The organism is Nocardiopsis yanglingensis, assembly GCF_045809185.1.
GTDB lineage: Bacteria > Pseudomonadota > Gammaproteobacteria > Xanthomonadales > Xanthomonadaceae > Stenotrophomonas > Stenotrophomonas yanglingensis.
Genome location: NZ_JBJNRH010000003.1, coordinates 240,467 through 259,025 on the forward strand (window position 1 = coordinate 240,467; position 18,559 = coordinate 259,025).

At 65.5% G+C, this 18,559-nt stretch carries 13 protein-coding genes; 7 read left to right on the forward strand and 6 right to left on the reverse strand.

The genetic code is table 11. From position 1 onward, the window contains the following. Positions 1-13: 13 nt before the first annotated feature. Positions 14-1,483, forward strand: coding sequence for a hypothetical protein (locus ACJ7C5_RS07105; RefSeq protein ID WP_412703469.1), 1,470 nt, complete (start codon positions 14-16; stop codon positions 1,481-1,483). A 96-nt stretch (positions 1,484-1,579) separates the two neighbouring features. Here ACJ7C5_RS07105 and ACJ7C5_RS07110 read toward each other — a convergent pair whose 3' ends face one another. Both ACJ7C5_RS07110 and ACJ7C5_RS07115 read right to left on the reverse strand, forming a co-directional pair. After that, positions 1,580-2,323: a FadR/GntR family transcriptional regulator gene (locus ACJ7C5_RS07110; protein WP_088026036.1), complete on the reverse strand. Its 744-nt coding sequence runs from the start codon at positions 2,321-2,323 to the stop codon at positions 1,580-1,582. Positions 2,324-2,425: 102 nt separating this feature from the next. Beyond that, on the reverse strand, positions 2,426-5,281 hold the full coding sequence (locus ACJ7C5_RS07115; protein WP_412703470.1) for a TonB-dependent receptor: 2,856 nt from the start codon (positions 5,279-5,281) through the stop codon (positions 2,426-2,428). Between the two features lie 277 nt (positions 5,282-5,558). Between ACJ7C5_RS07115 and ACJ7C5_RS07120 the strand changes: the two genes are divergently transcribed. The 6 genes from ACJ7C5_RS07120 (at position 5,559) to ACJ7C5_RS07145 (ending at position 13,568) form a co-directional block, all read left to right on the forward strand. Continuing rightward, positions 5,559-6,998, forward strand: coding sequence for a polysaccharide lyase 6 family protein (locus tag ACJ7C5_RS07120; protein ID WP_412703471.1), 1,440 nt, complete (start codon positions 5,559-5,561; stop codon positions 6,996-6,998). Next, on the forward strand, positions 6,995-9,229 hold the full coding sequence (locus ACJ7C5_RS07125; RefSeq protein ID WP_412703472.1) for an oligoalginate lyase: 2,235 nt from the start codon (positions 6,995-6,997) through the stop codon (positions 9,227-9,229). The genes ACJ7C5_RS07120 and ACJ7C5_RS07125 overlap by 4 nt, the downstream gene beginning before the upstream one ends. Continuing rightward, complete coding sequence (locus ACJ7C5_RS07130) at positions 9,226-10,530, forward strand: MFS transporter (RefSeq protein ID WP_412703473.1); 1,305 nt, start codon at positions 9,226-9,228, stop codon at positions 10,528-10,530. Before ACJ7C5_RS07125 ends, ACJ7C5_RS07130 begins: the two co-directional genes overlap by 4 nt. A gap of 46 nt (positions 10,531-10,576) precedes the next feature. Beyond that, the gene (locus tag ACJ7C5_RS07135; RefSeq protein ID WP_412703474.1) at positions 10,577-11,329 is read left to right on the forward strand and encodes an SDR family NAD(P)-dependent oxidoreductase; all 753 of its coding nucleotides are present in this window, start codon (positions 10,577-10,579) and stop codon (positions 11,327-11,329) included. A 66-nt stretch (positions 11,330-11,395) separates the two neighbouring features. After that, complete coding sequence (locus ACJ7C5_RS07140) at positions 11,396-12,538, forward strand: GDSL-type esterase/lipase family protein (RefSeq protein WP_412703475.1); 1,143 nt, start codon at positions 11,396-11,398, stop codon at positions 12,536-12,538. A gap of 10 nt (positions 12,539-12,548) precedes the next feature. Next, positions 12,549-13,568, forward strand: a complete 1,020-nt coding sequence (locus ACJ7C5_RS07145; protein WP_412703476.1) for a sugar kinase — start codon at positions 12,549-12,551, stop codon at positions 13,566-13,568. Between the two features lie 21 nt (positions 13,569-13,589). On the opposite strand, the gene ACJ7C5_RS07150 is transcribed toward ACJ7C5_RS07145, so the two are convergent. From ACJ7C5_RS07150 to ACJ7C5_RS07165, 4 genes are all read right to left on the reverse strand, one after another. Further along, on the reverse strand, positions 13,590-13,970 hold the full coding sequence (locus ACJ7C5_RS07150) for a hypothetical protein (protein WP_412703477.1): 381 nt from the start codon (positions 13,968-13,970) through the stop codon (positions 13,590-13,592). Between the two features lie 52 nt (positions 13,971-14,022). Beyond that, entirely contained in the window at positions 14,023-15,474 is a 1,452-nt protein-coding gene (locus tag ACJ7C5_RS07155) for a S41 family peptidase (RefSeq protein WP_412703478.1), read from the reverse strand. An 87-nt stretch (positions 15,475-15,561) separates the two neighbouring features. Beyond that, positions 15,562-17,136: a S15 peptidase family protein gene (locus ACJ7C5_RS07160; protein WP_412703479.1), complete on the reverse strand. Its 1,575-nt coding sequence runs from the start codon at positions 17,134-17,136 to the stop codon at positions 15,562-15,564. Between the two features lie 155 nt (positions 17,137-17,291). Beyond that, positions 17,292-18,473, reverse strand: coding sequence for a YadA-like family protein (locus ACJ7C5_RS07165; protein WP_232460663.1), 1,182 nt, complete (start codon positions 18,471-18,473; stop codon positions 17,292-17,294). Positions 18,474-18,559 lie beyond the last annotated feature (86 nt).

Here is an 18,559-nt window from a genome sequence, read left to right on the forward strand (position 1 = left end):
GCAAGGAAGCGTCATGGCAAGTCTACTGAAGCTCTACCTGCAGCCACTCAATCTCCCGAAGTGGCCCTTGAGTTACGCCCATGAAGACGTGGCATTCGCGTTCGCCCCGCCGGTCGTTTCGCCGCTGCCACATCCGCACTCTGTCGACACTCTGCTCGCAGCACTCGACTGTGGCTATGGGAAAATACTCACATTCCTTGGGCTGCCGCCCGGTGCCGTTCCCGCGCCCGGATTTACCAATTTGAGCCTGACGACCAAAGCTGAGTGGGAACAGCTGGGAACGTACATCTACGGCAAGGTCGAATTGTTGGGCGATATCTTTGGCACCCCCGTCCCGCCTGGACCAGCTTGCGTCAACACGCTTTCATTCGTTCGGCAGCTCGAGAAGAACGAGAAGGGCAGCTTCAGCTACTTCCTCGGCATGGTCTATGCCCGCTATGCCCTGGAACAGGCGATCCTTGTCGCGCCGGCTGTCCCGGGATTCGTGAGTCGTATCCTTCACTTTCACACAGGTCAGGGCGGCCCAATCCATATCCAGGGCTTACCATTCCCCACGGTCGGGACAGCTACAGATGCCCCCGATTTTCTGGTGCAGCTGAATAATGGTACATGGGGCTTGATCGAGGCCAAGGGGTCGCTGGGTAATAGGAAAAACAGCACACTTGCGGAGGCACAGCAGCAGGTTGTGCAGTACCCGATGGTGAATTTCTCCTTGGGAGGCGGCGCGCCTGCGCTTCTTGCCATCAGTTTCTGCGCCATCAGCTACGCCTACGTTGAGAACGGGAATCTGCAGGTCGAGTACATCGATCCTGAGCTGGATAATGATCCCTTGGAGAGGGTGAGACGGGGTGAGGCATTGGCAAATCCAATTTTCATGCCCGCTGCAGACTGTCTCCGATTCCTGCAAGCCTGCGGACACTTCGCCAGCCAGGCAGACGATGGCGGAGAAGCCGAGCGCTACATGCACTGGACACGCTTCAAAAATGGTCTCTGGCTAGGCGTTCCCAAGCAGATGTGGAGCAATTTCGAGAAACTTACCGCCCTCATGACGCTGTTCGAGGCGGTCTTCGGAAAGGGCTGCGTGAACAGCTCTGCCACCTTGATAGAGGGAAGTTCCGTTGACTTCGAAGTGACGTTCACCAGGATGGCAAGGACCCGCCTGCAGCGCCTGGCCGATGACGAAGTCTTTATCTTCCATCAGCACGCGTCCCGTCTGCTTGCCCAAGTTGACGCCTCACGGGATTCAAATGAGGCGATCAGGCTGGGGGCATTCGCACAGGATGTTGCTGATCCGAAGAGCGCCAGCGGGATGATTGCGAATCTCAACGAGCTGCTGCACTCGCTCCGCAAGTACTCCTACCTGAAGTTTAGGGATGAGTCTGATCGTCATACCAGATTCCTGTCGAACGGACTGTGCATCGCTGACGACGCAGGGCGACAGTTCCTGGATTCGAATCCACTTCCCAATATCGAAAGGTTCTAGGGCCAGCGCGCCCGTAGATCTGGTGCCATTGCCGGCCAGCGGCCGGCACTACCGGCCAGCAAGCGCAGTGAAACGCGCTGCGCTCAGGACGGTCGCTCAGATCCGCGTCGTCGCCATGAACCGCTCGCGGTCCTGCTGCGTGCGGCGGCGAATTTCTTCCAGAGCCTGGCTCTCGGTCGCTTCCAGCATCGCTTCGAACAGGCGCTGGAAGTGATGGCGCATGGCATTGCGTGCGGCCACCGGATCACGCGCACGCAAGGCCTCGAAGATCGCCATGTGCTCGTCGGCACGGCTGGCGCCATCGTCATGGCAGACCCGCGAATAGACCTCGGTCACGCGCGGCAGCTCGCTGCGCATGCGCCAGATCTGCTGCACGAAGTACTCCACCACCGGATTGCCTGACAGACGGGCAATGGTCAGATGGAAACGGCGATCGTACTCGCCGGCTTCCGCGTCGCTCAGGTCGCGGCGGCACAGCGCCTCCGCCAGCACCTGCAGCTCGGCGATGCCGGCATCATCCAGGTTGCTGGCGGCCAGGGCGGCAGCCTCGGCCTCGAACACCGCGCGGGCGGCAGTGAGGTCGAAGGCACTGACATCCGGCAACCCACCCGGAGCCTGCGTCGGGCGCGGCTTCACATGCACGCCCGAGCCGATGCGGATGGCGATCCAACCCTGTGCTTCCAGTGCGATCTCGGCCTCGCGGATGGTCACCCGGCTGACACCGAACCGTTCGGCCAGTTCACGCTCGCCCGGCAGCCGCGAGCCCGGCGGAAATTCGCCGTCCTCGATCAGCTTGCGGAGCTTGGCAGCGATGGTCTGGTAAAGGCGGTTGGCGGACATGCGGCTGACCCTTGGCGATTCCCTCCGGGTCCCTGCCCTGCCACCGCGGCCGGCAAGGGTCCGGTTGGAGCGACGGCGCGACCACTGGCCGCGCCGCCCTGTTCAGAACTTGTATCGTACACCGAAATACGCACGCCGCCCGTAGGTCACCACTTCGCGGAAGTTCCCATAAAGCGGCTGGTAGGCCACGCGCGGCTCGTTGGTCAGGTTCATCAGTTCCAGCGACAGCGACAACTGCTTGTTCACCCGGTAGCGCAGGCGCAGGTCGACGCTGGTGTTGTCATCGTAGTAGCGGTTCTGCTGCGCGGTGTTGCCGGTGAAGTCCTGGTAGTAGTGCGAGCGAAACTTGCCGATGGCCTGGATGTTGAAGCGCCCAACGTCCCAGTAGATCGAGCCGGACAGCACGTGCCGCGAGAAACCACTGAGACCCGCCGGCGGCACGATCGCCGGAATGATCGTGCCATCACTGGCCAGCTGTTCGCCCAGTCGTGAGTCCTGGGTCTGATAGTCCGCATCGGCGTAGTTGTAGCTGACCTTGAAACCCAGCCCGTCGAACGGCTTGGGCAGGTACGACAGTCGATGCGTGGCCGTCACCTCGAAGCCGGTCAGCGTGCTGTTCTCGTCGGTGGTTACCTGCTGCCGCACCGGTACGGTCACGCTCTGGCCGTCGATGGTGTAGGTCTCCGGCACCAGCGCAGTGGCGGTGCCGCCGTTGAACTGCTTCCAGTACACCGCGCCGGCCAGCATCGTGTCCGGGTTCGGGTACCACTCCAGTGACAGGTCGCCGTTCCAGGACATCAGCGGCTGTGCCGCTGGGTTGCCACTGGCACTGATGTCATCCAGCGCATCGGCCAGGTTGCCGTAGGTAGCGTCGCTGCTGACGTTGATGGTGCGCCCCGCTCCCAGGGCCGAAATGTCCGGACGGGACATCGCGCGGTAGGCGCCGACCCGCAGCAGGACATCCGGCCGCAGCTCGAACGCGGCGTTCAGGCTGGGCAGCAGCTTGTCGTTGCCCGCCTTGAACACCTGGGTGGTGTAGTCGCCGGTAGGCTGCAGGCGGATCGTGCCGTCGCCGTTGTCTTCAATACGCAGTCCGGTACGCACCCCCTCGGAACGCACATCGGTCTTCACCCAGCGCAGGCCCAGATTGCCGGTCACCGGCAGCCCGAACAACGTGCTGCTGAACTCGCCCATCAGGTAGAGCGCGCGGGTCTTCTCGGTGATATCGACATTGTTCGGATCCTGGAAGCCCGGGTCCAATCCGCTGTCGAGGCTGCCACGGAACGACTGGTACAGACAGTTCGGATCGAAGTACGCCCAGGACGAAATCGTGTTGCCGCTTGCGGCATCCATGAAGTCATCCTGTGGGAACGGCGCGCGGCAGGCCTGGTTGGCAGCGATGATCTTCGCCTTGTCGGCTGCCACACGCTGGTCGTAGTCAGTCACCAGAGTGTTGTCGCGCAGGCGGTAGTCGGCCTGGCTGGCGCGCACGCCGCCCTTGATGCGGGTGAAGAAGCCGGACTCCGGCATGAAGCTGGCATCGAAGCGGCCGGCCTTGATCTTGTGGTCGTTCTCCGTTGCGCTGGAGGTCACGCGCGCCGCGCCGGTGTAGGCGTCCCAGTTGTTGGGGTCGAAGTTCGGCGCCAGGGCAACACTGGGTACTTCGCCATGCCAGTCCCAGTCGTAGTCCACGTACCCGGTGGCGCCACTACTGATGCCGGGGACGATGGCGTTGTTGACGTCGCGCTGGTTGGCGCGCAACCGGGTCATGCGCTCGCTGTCGAGGCGATTGGTGTGCGAGTAGGAAAGATCGGTGGACAGCTCCCACGCCGGGGTCGGGCGCAGGATCAGGTTCAGGCCGCCGCCGGTGTACTCCTCCCCACGCCAGTAGCGGTTGGAGGTGGAATCAATCGAGGTGCTGCCGTGCAGGTGGCGCACGATGCCGTCCTCGTCAACCTCGCGCTGGGTGATGCCGCGGCGAGCGTTGGACAGGCTCAGGTCACTGCGGTTCTCGTACCAGTTGCGCTGGGTATGCTCGAAATCGACATTCAGCTCGACCACGTCATTGGGCCGCCACTGCAGCGCGGCAAACTCGCTCTGGCGATCATTGCGCTCCTGCTTGAGGCGGTAGATGCGACTGCTCGGCACCAGGTAGTAAGGCGCGCCGTTGGCGATGGCCTGTGCGCTGACCTCGTTGCAGTTGGCATTGGACACGTTCTGCGTGCCGTCGCAGGCATACCAGGTGGAACCGCTGGTGATGCTCTCTTCCGGATCGGTACCATCCAGGCGCTGGAAACCCAGCGAAATGCCCAGCTTCTGCCCATTGCCGAACTCGAACTGGTCGATGTAGCTGGCGGTGCCGCGATAGCCGATGCCATCGTCGTCGTGGTACTTCTTGTCATACTCGGCCCAGCTGCCACGCAGATCGATCTGCGCCGAGCGCTTGCCGTATTCCAATGGCCGTACCGTTTCCAGGCCAATGGTACCGGCCACGCCGCCTTCGATGATGTCGGCTCGCTGGGTCTTGTAGATGGCCACCGTGTTGATCAGCTCGGCCGGGAACATGTTGAAGTTCACCGAGCGGTCGCCGCTGCCATTGGTGATTTCGCGGCCGTTGAAGTTGGTGCTGCTGAGAAAGGCGCCCAGGCCACGGATCGAGATCTCAGAGGCACCGGTCTTGTCGCGGGTCGAGGCGGCACCGGTCAGAGTCTCGATGGCATCGGCCAGCGACGGCGCCGGCAGGTCGCCGATGTCGTCTGCGGAGAGCACATCGGCAATGACCGTATCGTCGCGCTTCTTGTTGATCGAACTCTGCATGGACTCGCGGATGCCGGTGACCTGCACCTGGTCCAGCGTAGTGGGATCCTGCCCTGACGCGTCCTTGCTGGATTGCGCCTGGGCCGTGGGCAGGCCCGCCAGCACGGCGAGCAGCGCCACGATCAGGGGTGTGGGGGACAACGAGATGCTGTGCACTGCTCCGGCGGGTCGCCGCATGGTTTCCTCCTCCCAAAGGATCGCCTGCATGCCAGGCGTGGGACGCAGCTTCGGCACGGCGACATGAAAATGTCAACCAATTGGTATGCGATTGTTCAAATGCCTTTTATCCATACCAGTTGATCGAAATTTAATGTGCTGCTGCAGCATGACTTTGCGCGAAAGCTGGCTTACAACACACCCGGAAGTGGTATGCAGACCCACCCTGAAACGACGGCCCGACCGTCTCTGGAAGGATTTCATGCGCATTCACTCGCTGGCGCGTCACCTGCCCAACAATCCATCACTTGTTTGCCTGGCCACTGGCCTGGTCATGTGCCTGACCACTTCAGCGGCAAGTGCAGCCAGCTGGCTCGTCCACGATGTCGCTGAGTTCACTACCGCCGCATCAGCGCTGCAGCCCGGCGATGAGATCGTGCTGGCTGACGGCATCTGGAACGATGCCCGGTTGCTGCTGAAGGGCCAGGGCACGGCGGCCGCGCCGATCGTGCTGCGCGCGCAGACCGCCGGCAAGGTCGTCCTCAGCGGGCGCTCGGACCTGCGCCTGGCGGGGAGCTACCTGCAGGTATCCAACCTGGTGTTCCGCAACGGCTATACGCCGGGTGATGCGGTGGTGGCGTTCCGCGAATCCAGCAAGGCGGTGGCCCGCCACAGCCGGGTGACCGGCCTGGTGATCGATGACTACACCAACCCCGATGCCAGCGACCAGGACTACTGGGTATCGCTGTATGGCAGCAACAACCGGTTGGATCACAGCCAGCTGCGCGGCAAGACCAATGCCGGGCCGACCGTGGTGGTGGTGCGCGATGCCACCCAGGGCCTGGACAACCAGCACCGTATCGACCACAACTGGTTCGGGCCGCGCCCGGCGCTGGGCGTCAACGGTGGCGAAACCCTCCGCGTCGGCACCAGCGACACCTCGTTGAGCGATTCCAACAGTACGGTGGAGAACAACTGGTTCGAAGGCTGCGACGGCGAGACCGAGATCATCAGCAACAAGTCCGGCGGCAATACCTACCGCGGCAACGTGTTCTACCGCTCGGCCGGCGCGCTCACGCTGCGCCATGGCAACGGCAACCGCGTGATCGACAACGTCTTCCTGGGTGATGACAAGGCCGGCACCGGTGGCGTGCGCATCATCAATGCCGACCAGACCGTCAGCAACAATTACTTCGAGCGACTGGCCGGCTCCAGCAACCGTTCCGCGCTGGCGGTGATGGACGCGCAGGCCGATCCGCCGCTGTCCGGCTATGCGCCGGTGGTGAATGCCACGATCAGCCGCAATACCTTCGTGGATGTGGCGAAGATCAGTTTCGGCGTCGGCCATGACGAGGCCAAGGGCATCGTGGTCGCCGCCAGCAACAGCCGCTTCAGCGCCAACCTGATCGTCAACCGCACCAGCAGGAACCCGCCCAATGCCGCCAGTTCGCTGGCCGGCATCGACTTCAGCGGCAACGTGCAGTCACCGGCAGCCAGCAACGTATTCCCGGGAGGCGTAGAGGGCCGTGGCGTCAGCCTGCAGCAGGCTGCCAGCGGATTGTGGGTTGCCACGCCTGTCCTGCCCGCCGTGGGCGCCGAGCCTGCCCTGGCGATGACCGCGCGCGAGGCGACCGGCGTCGACTGGTATCCCAAGGTGGGCGAGGTTGCCCTGTCACGCACCAGCACCGGAGTGGATCGATGAGGTTGCAACCGCTGTCCGTTTCACTGGCCCTTGCTCTGGCCATTCCGCTCTCCCTGCTTCCGGCTGTGCCGGTGCTGGCCGCTCCGGCCACTGCCGCGCGCCAAGCCGACACCGCGCCGGTGCTGGTCACCGCAGCGCAATGGCAGCAGATGGCCAGCGAAGGCGGCCGCTACCCGTGGTTCGCCAAGGAACAGGCGCGCACGGAGAAGTCGCTGAAGAAGATGATGAAAGCCGGTATCGACGTGCCGGTGCCCAAGGACAAGGGCGGTGGCCGCACCCATGAACAGCACAAGCGCAACTACCAGGCCCTGCTGGCGGCCGGCACGCTGTACCGGCTGACCGGCGACAAGGCCTATGTCGATTACGCACGCGACATGCTGCTGCAGTACGCGAAGCTGTACCCGACGCTCGGCCCGCACCCGGAAGGCCGCGGTCAGATTCCCGGCCGCGTGTTCTGGCAGGTGCTCAACGATTCGGTGTGGCTGGTCAACGCCATCCAGGGCTACGACGCGATCCGTGATGCGCTGTCTGCCGAGGACCGCGACACCATCGAATCGAAGGTGTTCCGGCCGATGGCGGAGTTTCTGGCGAGCGAGCCGAAGAACTACGACCAGATCCACAACCATGCCACCTGGGCGGTGGCCGCCACCGGCATGACCGGCTACGTGCTGCGTGACCCGGAACTGGTGGAGAAATCCCTGCGCGGCAGCCAGAAGGACGACAAGTTCGGCTTCCTGCGCCAGATCGACCTGCTGTTCTCGCCCGATGGTTATTACGAGGAAGGCCCGTACTACCAGCGCTATGCGCTGGCGCCGTTCCTGCTGTTCGCCAACGCCATCGAACGCAACGAGCCGCAGCGGAAGATCTTCGCGCGCCGCGATGGCGTGCTGCTGAAGGCCGTGGATGTGCTGGTGCAGACCAGCTACGACGGCCTGTTCTTCCCGATCAACGATGCGATCCTGGACAAGGGCATCGATACCGAGGAACTGGTGGCCGGCATCGGCATCGCCTATGCGCGCACCGGCGATGACCACCTGCTGTCGGTGGCCCAGCAGCAGAAACGCCTGCTGCTCTCGCCCGAAGGCCTGCAGGTGGCGCAGGCGCTGGCCGCCAACAAGGCCAAACCCTTCGATTACAAGCCGATGCTGCTGCGCGACGGCCCCGACGGTGACCGCGGCGGCCTGGCGATCCTGCGCATGAACGGCGAACGCGGCCAGGCGCTGGTGCAGAAGGACACGATGCAGGGCATGGGACACGGCCACTTCGACAAGCTCAACTGGCTGTTCTACGACAACGGCAACCCGGTGGTGACCGACTACGGCGCGGCGCGTTTCCTCAACGTGGAAGCCAAACGCGGCGGCATCTACCTGGCCGAGAACCGCAGCTGGGCCAAGCAGACCGTGGCCCACAACACCCTGGTGGTGGACGAGCAGAGCCACTTCAAGGGCGACTGGAAGCGCGGCGAGGAACATGCGCCGCAGGTGCGTTTCTTCCAGGCCAATACCGAGACCCAGATCGCCTCGGCAACGATGCGCGACGCCTACCCCGGCGTGGTGTTCACCCGCACCCAGGCGCTGCTGCGCCACCCCGAACTGGGCCTGCCGGTGGTGCTGGACCTGCTGCAGGTGCACGGTGACAAGGCGGCGCGCTACGACCTGCCGCTGCATTTCAACGGCCATATTGTCACCACCGGTTTCGAGGCCGAGCACTTCACCAGCCAGCGCCCGGTGCTGGGCAAGGACAACGGCTACCAGCACCTGTGGCTGGACGCGCGCAGCAAGCCCGGCAGCGAGCCGCGCACGCTGGCCTGGCTGCTGGATGGCCGCTTCTACACCTATCGCTTCGGCAGCAGTGTGCCGGCACAGGCGCTGCTGGTGGAAAGCGGCGCCAACGATCCCGAATTCAACCTGCGCCGTGAACCTGCACTGCTGCAGCGCGTGGACGGCCAGAAGGACGTCACGTTCTTCAGCGTGCTGGAGCCGCATGGCGAGTACAACGGCACCGCCGAGTACGTGCACGGTGCGGACAGCCGCATCAAGGACATCGTGCGCAGCCGGGGCGGCGATGCAGAGGTGATCGAACTGCGCCTGCCCAGCGGTGCACGCATCGCCCTCGGCGTGGCCGACGACAGCAGCGCCAAGGGCGAACACAGCGTGACCCTGGACGGCCACGCCTACCGCTGGAGCGGCAGCCACGCCCGCATGGACCGCAGCAAGGATGACGCGAAATGAATGGCCCTGCGGTGGTGAGCCAGCTGCGCAAGGTGCCGGTGCGGTCGGCCGTACGCTGGCTGATCGTGGGCCTGATCGCCGTGGCCACGGTCATCAACTACATCGACCGCAACGCCCTGGCGGTGATGTGGCCGGAAATCGCCAAGGAAGTGGGCGCAACCAAGGACGACTATGCCCTGCTGGTGACGGTGTTCATGCTGTTCTACGCCGCCGGCCAGTTCCTGTTCGGGCGCCTGTTCGACATGATCGGCACGCGCCTGGGCTTCGCCCTGTCGATCAGCGTGTGGTCGATCTCCATTGCCCTGCACTCGATCACCCATTCGATGCTGTCCTTCAGCCTGGTCAGGGCCATGCTCGGCATCAGCGAAGCGGGTGCGTGGCCCGGCGCGGTCAAGGCCAATGCCGAGTGGTTCCCGGCGCGCGAGCGCGCGTTGGCGCAGGGCGTGTTCAACGCGGGTGCGTCGATCGGCGCGATCGTTTCCGCACCGGCCATCGCTGGCCTCTACCTGTGGCTGGGCTGGCGCGGCACCTTCGTGCTGGTCGGTGCAATCGGTTTCCTGTGGTTGCTGCCATGGCTGTTTGTCTACCGCGCCGGCCCGGACAAGCACCCGTGGGTGAGCGATGCCGAGCGCCGGCTGATCCAGGAGGACCAGGCCGGGCAACAGACAGAGGCGACGCCGAAAGTCAGCTTACGTGAGCTGCTGGCCCATCGCCAGAGCTGGGGCATGCTCGCCTGCCGCTTCCTGCTGGACCCGATCTGGTGGCTGTTCGTGTCCTGGCTGCCGATCTATCTCGCTGAAACCTTCGGCTTCGACATCAAGCAGATCGGCCTGTTCGCCTGGGTGCCGTTTGTCGGTGCGATGCTGGGCAGCCTCAGCGGCGGCTGGCTGTCCGGGCGCCTGATCCGTGCCGGGCAGAGTGTGGACCGCGCGCGCAAGCTGTCCATCACCCTGGGCTGCGTGATCATGGCCCCTGCCCTGCTGGGCGCGGTGCTGGCCAACCAGCCGTTGCTGGCGGTGCTGGCGATCGCTGCGGTGCTGTTCGGCTTCCAGGTGGCCATCGGCAACATCCAGACCCTCCCCGGCGACCTGTTCGATGGCCGCTCGGTGGGCACGCTGGCGGGCCTGGGTGGCCTGGCGGCGGTCGCCGGCACCTTGATCACCACCTGGCTGGTGCCAGTGCTGACCCGCCACTCCTATGCCCCGATCTTCATTCTCGTCGCCGCGCTGGTGCCACTGTCACTGGCCGCGCTGTGGTGGTGGACCGGACCCATCCACAAGCTCGACCGCCGTGGCGGCTGAGCCTGTTCTTTCCCTTCATTCCCCCGCAAACCAAGGAGTTTCCCGCATGTCGTTCCAGGACAAGGTGGCCATTGTCACCGGCGGTGGCCGCGATATCGGCCGCGCCGTCTCGATCAAGCTGGCTGCCGCCGGTGCACGCGTCTGCATCAACTACGCCAATGACGAGGCCAGTGCATTGGAAACGTTGGCGATGATCCAGCGGGCAGGTGGCCAGGCGATCGCCCATCGCGCCGATGTCACCGACGTGGCGGCAGTGGACGGCCTGGTAGCCGCTACCCAGGCGGCGTTCGGCCCACGCATCGACCTGCTGGTGAATGTGGCCGGTGGCATGGTAGAACGGCGGCCATTGGCCGAGATCGATCCGGCGTTCTTCCACGCGGTGATGGACCTCAACATCACCTCCACCTACCTCACCACCCGCGCGGTGGCACCGCATATGGGCGAAGGCGCGGCCATCGTCAATTTCGCCTCGCAGGCAGGTCGTGATGGCGGCGGCCCGGGCGCATCGATCTACGCCACCGCCAAGGCGGCAGTAATGACCTTCACCCGTGCCATGGCCAAGGAGCTGGGTCCGAAGGGCATCCGCGTGAATGCACTGTGCTGCGGCATGATCGCCACCCGCTTCCATGACCAGTTCACCAAGCCGGAAGTGCGTACGGCTGTTGCCGGCGCCACCCCGCTGCGCCGCCAGGGTGCGCCGGACGAAGCCGCCGACGCTGCTGTATTCCTCGCCTCGGACGCGGCAGCGTTCATCACCGGTGCGAATCTGGACGTCAACGGCGGCACCTACTTCTCCTGACACCTGACCGGACTCCTGCCCATGCAGCGCTGGACACTTCTGTTTTCATTGACGCTCTGCTCCGCCATGGCCGCGCCCGCTGTGTGGGCCGCCCCCGTGTGGGTCACTGCCTGGACGGCCGCGCCCGCGCCCGACCGCAAGGACGGAGCGCCCGATGCACCGGTACAGTTCGCCGCACAGACCGTGCGCCAGGACATCCGCGTCGGCAGCCGCGGGGACGCATTGCGCCTGCGTATCAGCAACGAGCTCGGCACGGCGCCCTTGCGGGTCGAGGACCTGCGCGTGGGAGTAAAGAACGGCAAGGCCGCACCGCTGCCGGTAACGGTGGATGGCCGCGCGGTCATCGAGGTGCCGGTGGGTGCAGCGCTGCTGAGCGATCCGGTGCAGATGCCGGTGGCAGCGTTGCAGGACATCAGCGTGACCGCCTATTTTCCGCAACCGACCCGCCCTGCGGTACGTCGTACCGAGGTGCGGGTGGTGGACGGAAAGCAGGACGCTGTCGCCGACAGTGTGCATCTGAGCTACCAGCAGAACGTGTTCTCCGGGGTGCTGGTACAGCGTGCCGAGCGCCCACAGGTGATCGTGGCGCTGGGCGATTCCATCACGGAAGGCGCCACCGCGCGCCGTGGCACCTTCAACCAGTGGCCCGAGCGCCTGGCGCAGCGCCTGCAGCAGGCCTGCCCGGACCGGTTCGTGGTGCTCAACCAGGGCATCAGCGGCAACAAGCTGCTCGACCATGGCCGCAGCCACAGCGCCCTGTCACGATTGGATCGCGACGTGATCGCGGTGGCCGATGCCGATCAGGTGATCCTGTTCGAAGGCATCAACGATATCCGTCATGGTGGAGGTGCACAGCCGGTCCCCGGCCGCGCGGCGGCGGATATGTTGCTGGGTTACCAGCAGGTCGCAACACGGCTGCATGCGCACGGCATCCGCGCCTGGCTGGGCACGCTGACCCCGTTCGGCGGCTCGGAGCGCTACGAGCCGGTATCGGCCGCCACCCGCACCACGATCAACCAGTGGGCACGCAGCGGCCGCACCGGTTTCGACGGCACCATCGACTTCGATGCGGCGCTGCGCGATCCGAAGGTGCCGGAGTCACTGCCAGCCGATATCACCCGCGACCATCTGCATCCCAATGACGAAGGCTACCGGCGCATGGCCGATGCCATCGATCTGGGCATGCTTGGCTGCAGCGCCACACGCTGAAGGAACCCCCATGAGCCGAATCGTGTGCTTCGGAGAGCTGTTGCTGCGCCTGGGCGCGCCCGGCCGCGAGCTGCTGCTGCAGACGCCGCAGCTGCAGGTCCATGTCGGTGGCGCCGAAGCCAATGTGGCCGTCTCGTTGTCGTGTCTGGGCCACGACGTGCAGATGGTCAGCACCGTACCTGGCAATGCGCTGGGGCGGCATGCGGTGGCCGAGCTGCGGCGGCATGGCGTGGGCGTGGACGCTGTGCGCGAAGTGGATCGCGACCGCATGGGGCTGTACTTCCTGGCCACCGGCGCGCTGCAGCGGTCCAGCGAAGTGGTCTATGACCGTGCGGGTTCGGCATTCGCCAACGGTACCGCAGCCGAGCATGACTGGCCGACGCTGCTGCGTGATGCGCAGTGGCTGCACGTCTCCGGCGTCAGTCCTGCCCTTGGCGTCAATGTCGCCGAATGCGTATTGGTCGCCGTACGTGCCGCGCGCAGGGCGGGCGTGCGCGTGTCCTTCGACGGCAACTATCGCCCGTCACTCTGGCAGCGGTGGGGCGGCAACGCCGCCGCCATCCTGCGGGAGCTGTTCGCCGAGGCGGATATCGTCTTTGCCGACCATCGCGACATCGAACTGGTGCTGGGGCTGTGCTTCGCCCAGGACACATCCATCGCGCGGACCGAGGCCGCTGCAGCGGCCGCGTTCGCGGCGTTTCCGCAGCTGCAGTACCTGGCCTGCACCCACCGCGAGCTGGTCAGTGCCGACCATCATGTACTGGGCGCGTTGCTGCTGGGGCGCGACGGAACCCGTGCGCAGGCGCCCTCACGGCCACTGCCCGGCATCGTTGACCGGATCGGCGGCGGTGATGCATTCGCCGCGGGCATCCTGCACGGCCTGGCGTCCGGGTTCGATGCGGAGAGCACCGTGCGTTTCGGTCTGGCGGCAGGTGCGCTGAAACACTCCATTCCTGGAGACTTCAGTCCCGTGCGCGAGGCCGAGGTCTGGGCGCTGCTGGAGAGCGAGCAGTTCGACGTCCGGCGCTGATTTCGCTGTAGTTCACTGTACTCAGCGCCCAACGCTCGACGCCGGTGAAGGGTCGAACCATGGCGAATCAAAACCCGCGAAGAAACTGACCGCGCTGACACCTGCGGCAAGCAACAGAACCAGCCCAAGCCCGATCCGCCGTACGCCCACCCACCAGGCAACCGCCGCAACCACCGTGGCACCCAGCACTGCCGCCAGTGCCATGCAGAGCAACAGGATCGGCAGCAACATCATCACCCCCATCCCGGCGTACATGCCGCTCGGCCTGGCCAGCGGCACAAGCAAGCCAACCAGATACATCATCAGCGCCACGACGAGCAACGCACCGAGTGTCAGCATCCAGCGACGGAAGGCTCCGGCCTGCGATGGCGACCTGGCGGGAGTGGGTGACGGGTTATTCATGCGATCTTCCTTCTCCTTCGGGATTCAGCCCCGCACAAGGCCCTGCGCGCGCTCACAGCGTCGACAGCCACGCTTCCAGGGCCGGGGTGTCGCGCATGTCGCCCGTATAGCGATGATCGGGCACGTGCGGTTCATTCGAACCACGCACCCGCCCCCGGAACACCTTCATCGGCACCGAGATCCTGGCCAGCCCGCTCGGCAGCCGTTCCGGCCGCACGTCCATGTAGAGACTGTCGGCCGAGGTCTCGACGCCCACCTGTACCGCGCCCAGCCGCTTCCACAGGTCCAGCGCATCCAGGCAGGCCGACCCACAGGCGGCATCAGCCACGACCACCACCCTGCCCTTGCGCAGAGGTGCGGCCGTGCCCGCGGTTGATGCTGTATCTGCCCCGGCTTCGGATGGCTCGCGCCACAATGCCTCACCCCGGCTGCGTGCCTGCGTCATGCCCGCCGTCACCGATTCCAGCATGCGACGCAGCTCTGGCGACGCGTCGGGCGCCTGTTCCAGCTTCTGCAGGAAGCTGCGCAACTGGGCGATGTTGGCCTCGGAGGTCCGCCACTCCACCCAGCTGTGTTCGGGCAGCGCGTCCACGGCGGCACGGCCCCAGATCAATCGCGCCAGTTCGATGCTCCAGTGCGACCCACCGCCACTGTTGCCACGCACGTCCAGCACCACCGATGGTGCCTGCTGCAGTGCTTCGGCTTTCGGAGCGAGCTGCTCAAGCAGCGCGGTCAGTTCCTTGAAGTTCTGCTCCGTGGGGTCGGCATTGAAGCTGCTGGTGGTGATCCAGTAGCCGCCATCGGGCATGGTGTGCCAGCCATTGGCCGGGCGGAAGCTGCGTCGGGTGTCGGCCAACCGCTCCTTGCGCTGTGCCGCCTGCAGCGGCTGCCACTGCAGTGCATAGGATTTTTCGCGTCCATCCACCTGGAATACGCAGGTTCGCAATGCCGGCACGTAAGGATTGCCCTGCTCCAGCAATACTTCACCGCCGCCGTGGATGCGGCTGGCCTGCAGGTTCCAGCGCCCGTTGAAGTCCCCGATCCGGCGCGCAGCCAGCGTCTGTGCATCGGTGCCATCACACGACAGTAATCGCGCCCCCAGTGGCGGATGGCCTCGGCCACCGTCCACGGTCATGACCACCTGCGTGTCGCCGTCGAAGCCGGTCAGGAAGCCGGGCCACTGCGTTGGAAGATCGGGAGCATCGGCAAGCGCGTTGAGGCTGACATGCCCATCGTTGAAGGAGGCCGCATAGCCCTTCATGGCCCACCAGTACCCAGCGAAGCTGTCAGCCTTTCCAGCGCGTGAGCGTGCCAGAGCCAGTGCATCGGCCAGCTGCGCACCAAATCCGGGATTCTGCCGGTCAACGGCCCCTGGATGGCTGCTGCGCATCGCCGCATCGGCAGCCTCCAGATCCTTCAACAGCGTACTCGACCCGTTGGTAGACGCGTCTTGCGTGGCAGGTGCAGCAAGCAGTGCACCCAGCAGCAGCCATGCAATGGCCATGGATTCATCCCTCCACTGGATCGACCTCCAGTCTCGCAGCTTTCCGCGCCGGCGTACCGTGCCCGCCGCAACGGGCACGACACCACATCAATGCAGCGGCACCTTCAACACCGAAGGCGCATTGGCCGGCGAGCTGAAGGTCACCGCCCCACCCAGCTGGCTGATGCCCGCATAGCGCAGGTCCACGGTATCAACCACCAGGGTCAGGCGGCTGCCGGCTGGAAGGTTCCAGCTGCTCGCCTCCAGCCGCAGGTCAAGCGTTTTCGCCTGGCCCGGCGTGGCACCGCGCAACGTGTACGGCTTGTGGCTGATCAACTGGCCATTGCCCAGCACATCCTCGGCGTACAGGTAGGCGTACAGCGTGGTGTTGGTGCGGCTGGGCGTGACCGTCAGGCGCACTTCCGGCGCACCGTCCAGGCGTTTGGCGCTCCACTGGATCGGCCCCTGCCAGACACCGGCGGCACTGCGGCCAACAAACGGCACGTAGGCACCCGGCGGCAGGTTGATCATCTGCAGCGCACCGGAGGCCATCGCCACGCCGGAATTGGCCGCAGTCAGCAACCCGCTGCCGATGCGGTAGTTCCAGCCGGTAGCGCCACCGTTCTCGGCCAGGCCGCCGGTCGGCAGCAGCAAACCAGAGGGTGCGGTCAGGCCGTAGCTGACGGCGCCCTTGCTGGTCGCCTGCCAGTCCGGGTAACGGCTCCAGCTGCCCTTCTGTGACTTCAGCTGCACCGCCGGCTGGCGGTCGACGCCGTTGGCCACTGCCTTCAGATAGTGATCGAACCAATCACCCACCTGGTCATAGACTTCGTTGGGAATGCCCAGTGCACCGAGCGCTTCGTTGAGCGCGTGGTCGCCGTGGCGCAGCTGCAGCTGCTTCGGGCCTTTCAGCCGGTTGAAGAAGTCAACCAGCTGGCCCGGCGGAAACAGGCTGTCGTTGAAGGCGTTGGCCAGGAACACCGCCGGCTGGTTGGCGTTGATCTCGTCGATGCTGGCCGCAGGACTGCGTTGCGCCGCCACCGGCAGCAGCGAATCCACCGCGCCCTGGTAGTTGCCGACCAGCACATTGCGGTTGATCGTGGCCAGCTCCGAGCCGGCACGTCCGGTCACCAGTCCGGCCGCCACCAGCAGGGCGATGCCCTGTGCGCTGGGGGTGTCGTTGCTGTAGAGCGACGCCTGCAGATCGGCCCAGCCACTGAGCGCTGCCACGGCCTTGATGCGCGGATCGCGTGCCGCCGCCAGCAGGCTGGTGCCCGCGCCGTAGGAGATGCCCGAAACGCCGATCCGGGCCGGGTCGGCGCGGGTGTTGTCCAGCGCCCAATCGATCAGGGCGCTGACATCTTCGACCGTGGCTGGGCCGGCGATGTCGATGCTGCCGCCGGATTCCCAGAAGCCACGCGAGCTGTAGCTGATCACCACATAGCCGCGCCGCGCCAGCGACTGCGCCACCCCCACGTACTCCACGCTGGGCACCGCCCAGCTGCTGGGCATCACCAGCAGCGGATAGCGTCCGCTGCCCGCGTCCTGCGGTTCGATGACGAAGGCCCCGAGAGGCGTTCCATCCCAGCTGGGAATGGTGCGATGGGTGGTCGTGACCGTGGCGGCCCAGGCGGTCGGCGCCAGGCCGGTCAGCAGGATCAACAGCAGCAATACCTTGCGCATCGTCGTCTCTCCCCGTCGGTGGTGGTGCAACGGGTTGGACCGTACCAGTGCGAATGGTGGGTGGCACCTTGCGACGCAGCATGACGTTTGCTGCACGTTCGCAGCGGTTGTTGGCTGAACAGGGGGCGAAGGCCGCCCCCTGCCCCATCATCACGTCACAGATCCACGCCGAAACCCATGCCTGCCGACTTCTCGCCATTGCTGAAGGCGCCCCCCAGTGAGAAGGAGGCGCGTTCGCCAATGCGCTTGCCGTAGCCGATCGACAGCGCCTGCTCGCCCCCCTGGAAGCCGGCACCCACGGCAATGCGACCGCGCGGGCTCTGCGAGCCGGCAGCGTTGATGGCCATGTTCAACATCGCCGAACTCATTGCGCCCATGCGATCGATCCGCTGGTCCTGGTGGCGCAGGCGGCGCTCCATCTCCTGTTTCAACCCGTTGTTGTCCAGCGCGAACTGCGCCAGGCGCTGGTCGGTGTAGGCATTGGCCGTCGTCACCGCCTGTGCGGACTTCGTATCGGTATAGGAGTTGGCCGAAGAGAGCGTGGTTGCGCTGCTGGCATCGGTGTAGGCCTTGGAGGTCGTCACTGCCGCGGCGCTGCTCGCATCGGTGTAGGCGTTGACGGAGTTGATGGTCGCCGTGGCCCGCGCATCGGCATAACTGTTGGCCGAGGACAGCGTATTGGCGTTGGCGGTGTTCATCTGGTTGAGGTTCACCGCATCGGTGCCCTGTGTGGCGGCGGCCACGTTGGTCAACTGGCGTTCGTTGCCGGCGCTGCCCACCGACACCGAGTTGGCACGGTCGGCGACGGAGCCGTTGCCCAGTGCAACACTGTCGTTCGCAGAAGCGATGGCACCATTGCCCACGGCGCTGCTGTTGTTGCCACTGGCTTCGGACAAGCTGCCGAGCGCGGTGCTGTTTTCGCCCGTGGCGTTGCTGCCAGCGCCTGAGGCGGTGGAGAACGAACCCGTTGCGGAGCTGCCCGAGCCACTGGCACTGCTGAAGTCACCACTGGCGGTGGCACTGTCGCCGATCGCCGCACTGTTGGCGCCGGAGGCCGAGGCGCCCACTCCCACGGCAGCGCTCTGATCGCCGGAGGCGCTGCTGGCTGCACCGATGGCCGTACTGCCGGTGCCGCTGGCACTGGCCCCGGTGCCGACGGCCGCCGATAGATCACCGCTGGCATCGGCGCCACTGCCACAGGCCAGCGAGGCGGCACCACCGGCGCTGGCGCCACCATTGGACACGCCGCCGAAGCCATCGTCCAGCTGGCAGGTATCACCGGCCCACGCCGGTGCGGTTGCCATGGCCAGTGCCACGGCAAGGATGTGCTTGTGCATCGTCTTCACGGTACCCCCGAGGTCCATCAGGAAGGGTTCCCGGCAGGCGCCGGGAACGGTGGGAAACCGGCCGCCCCTGCACAGGG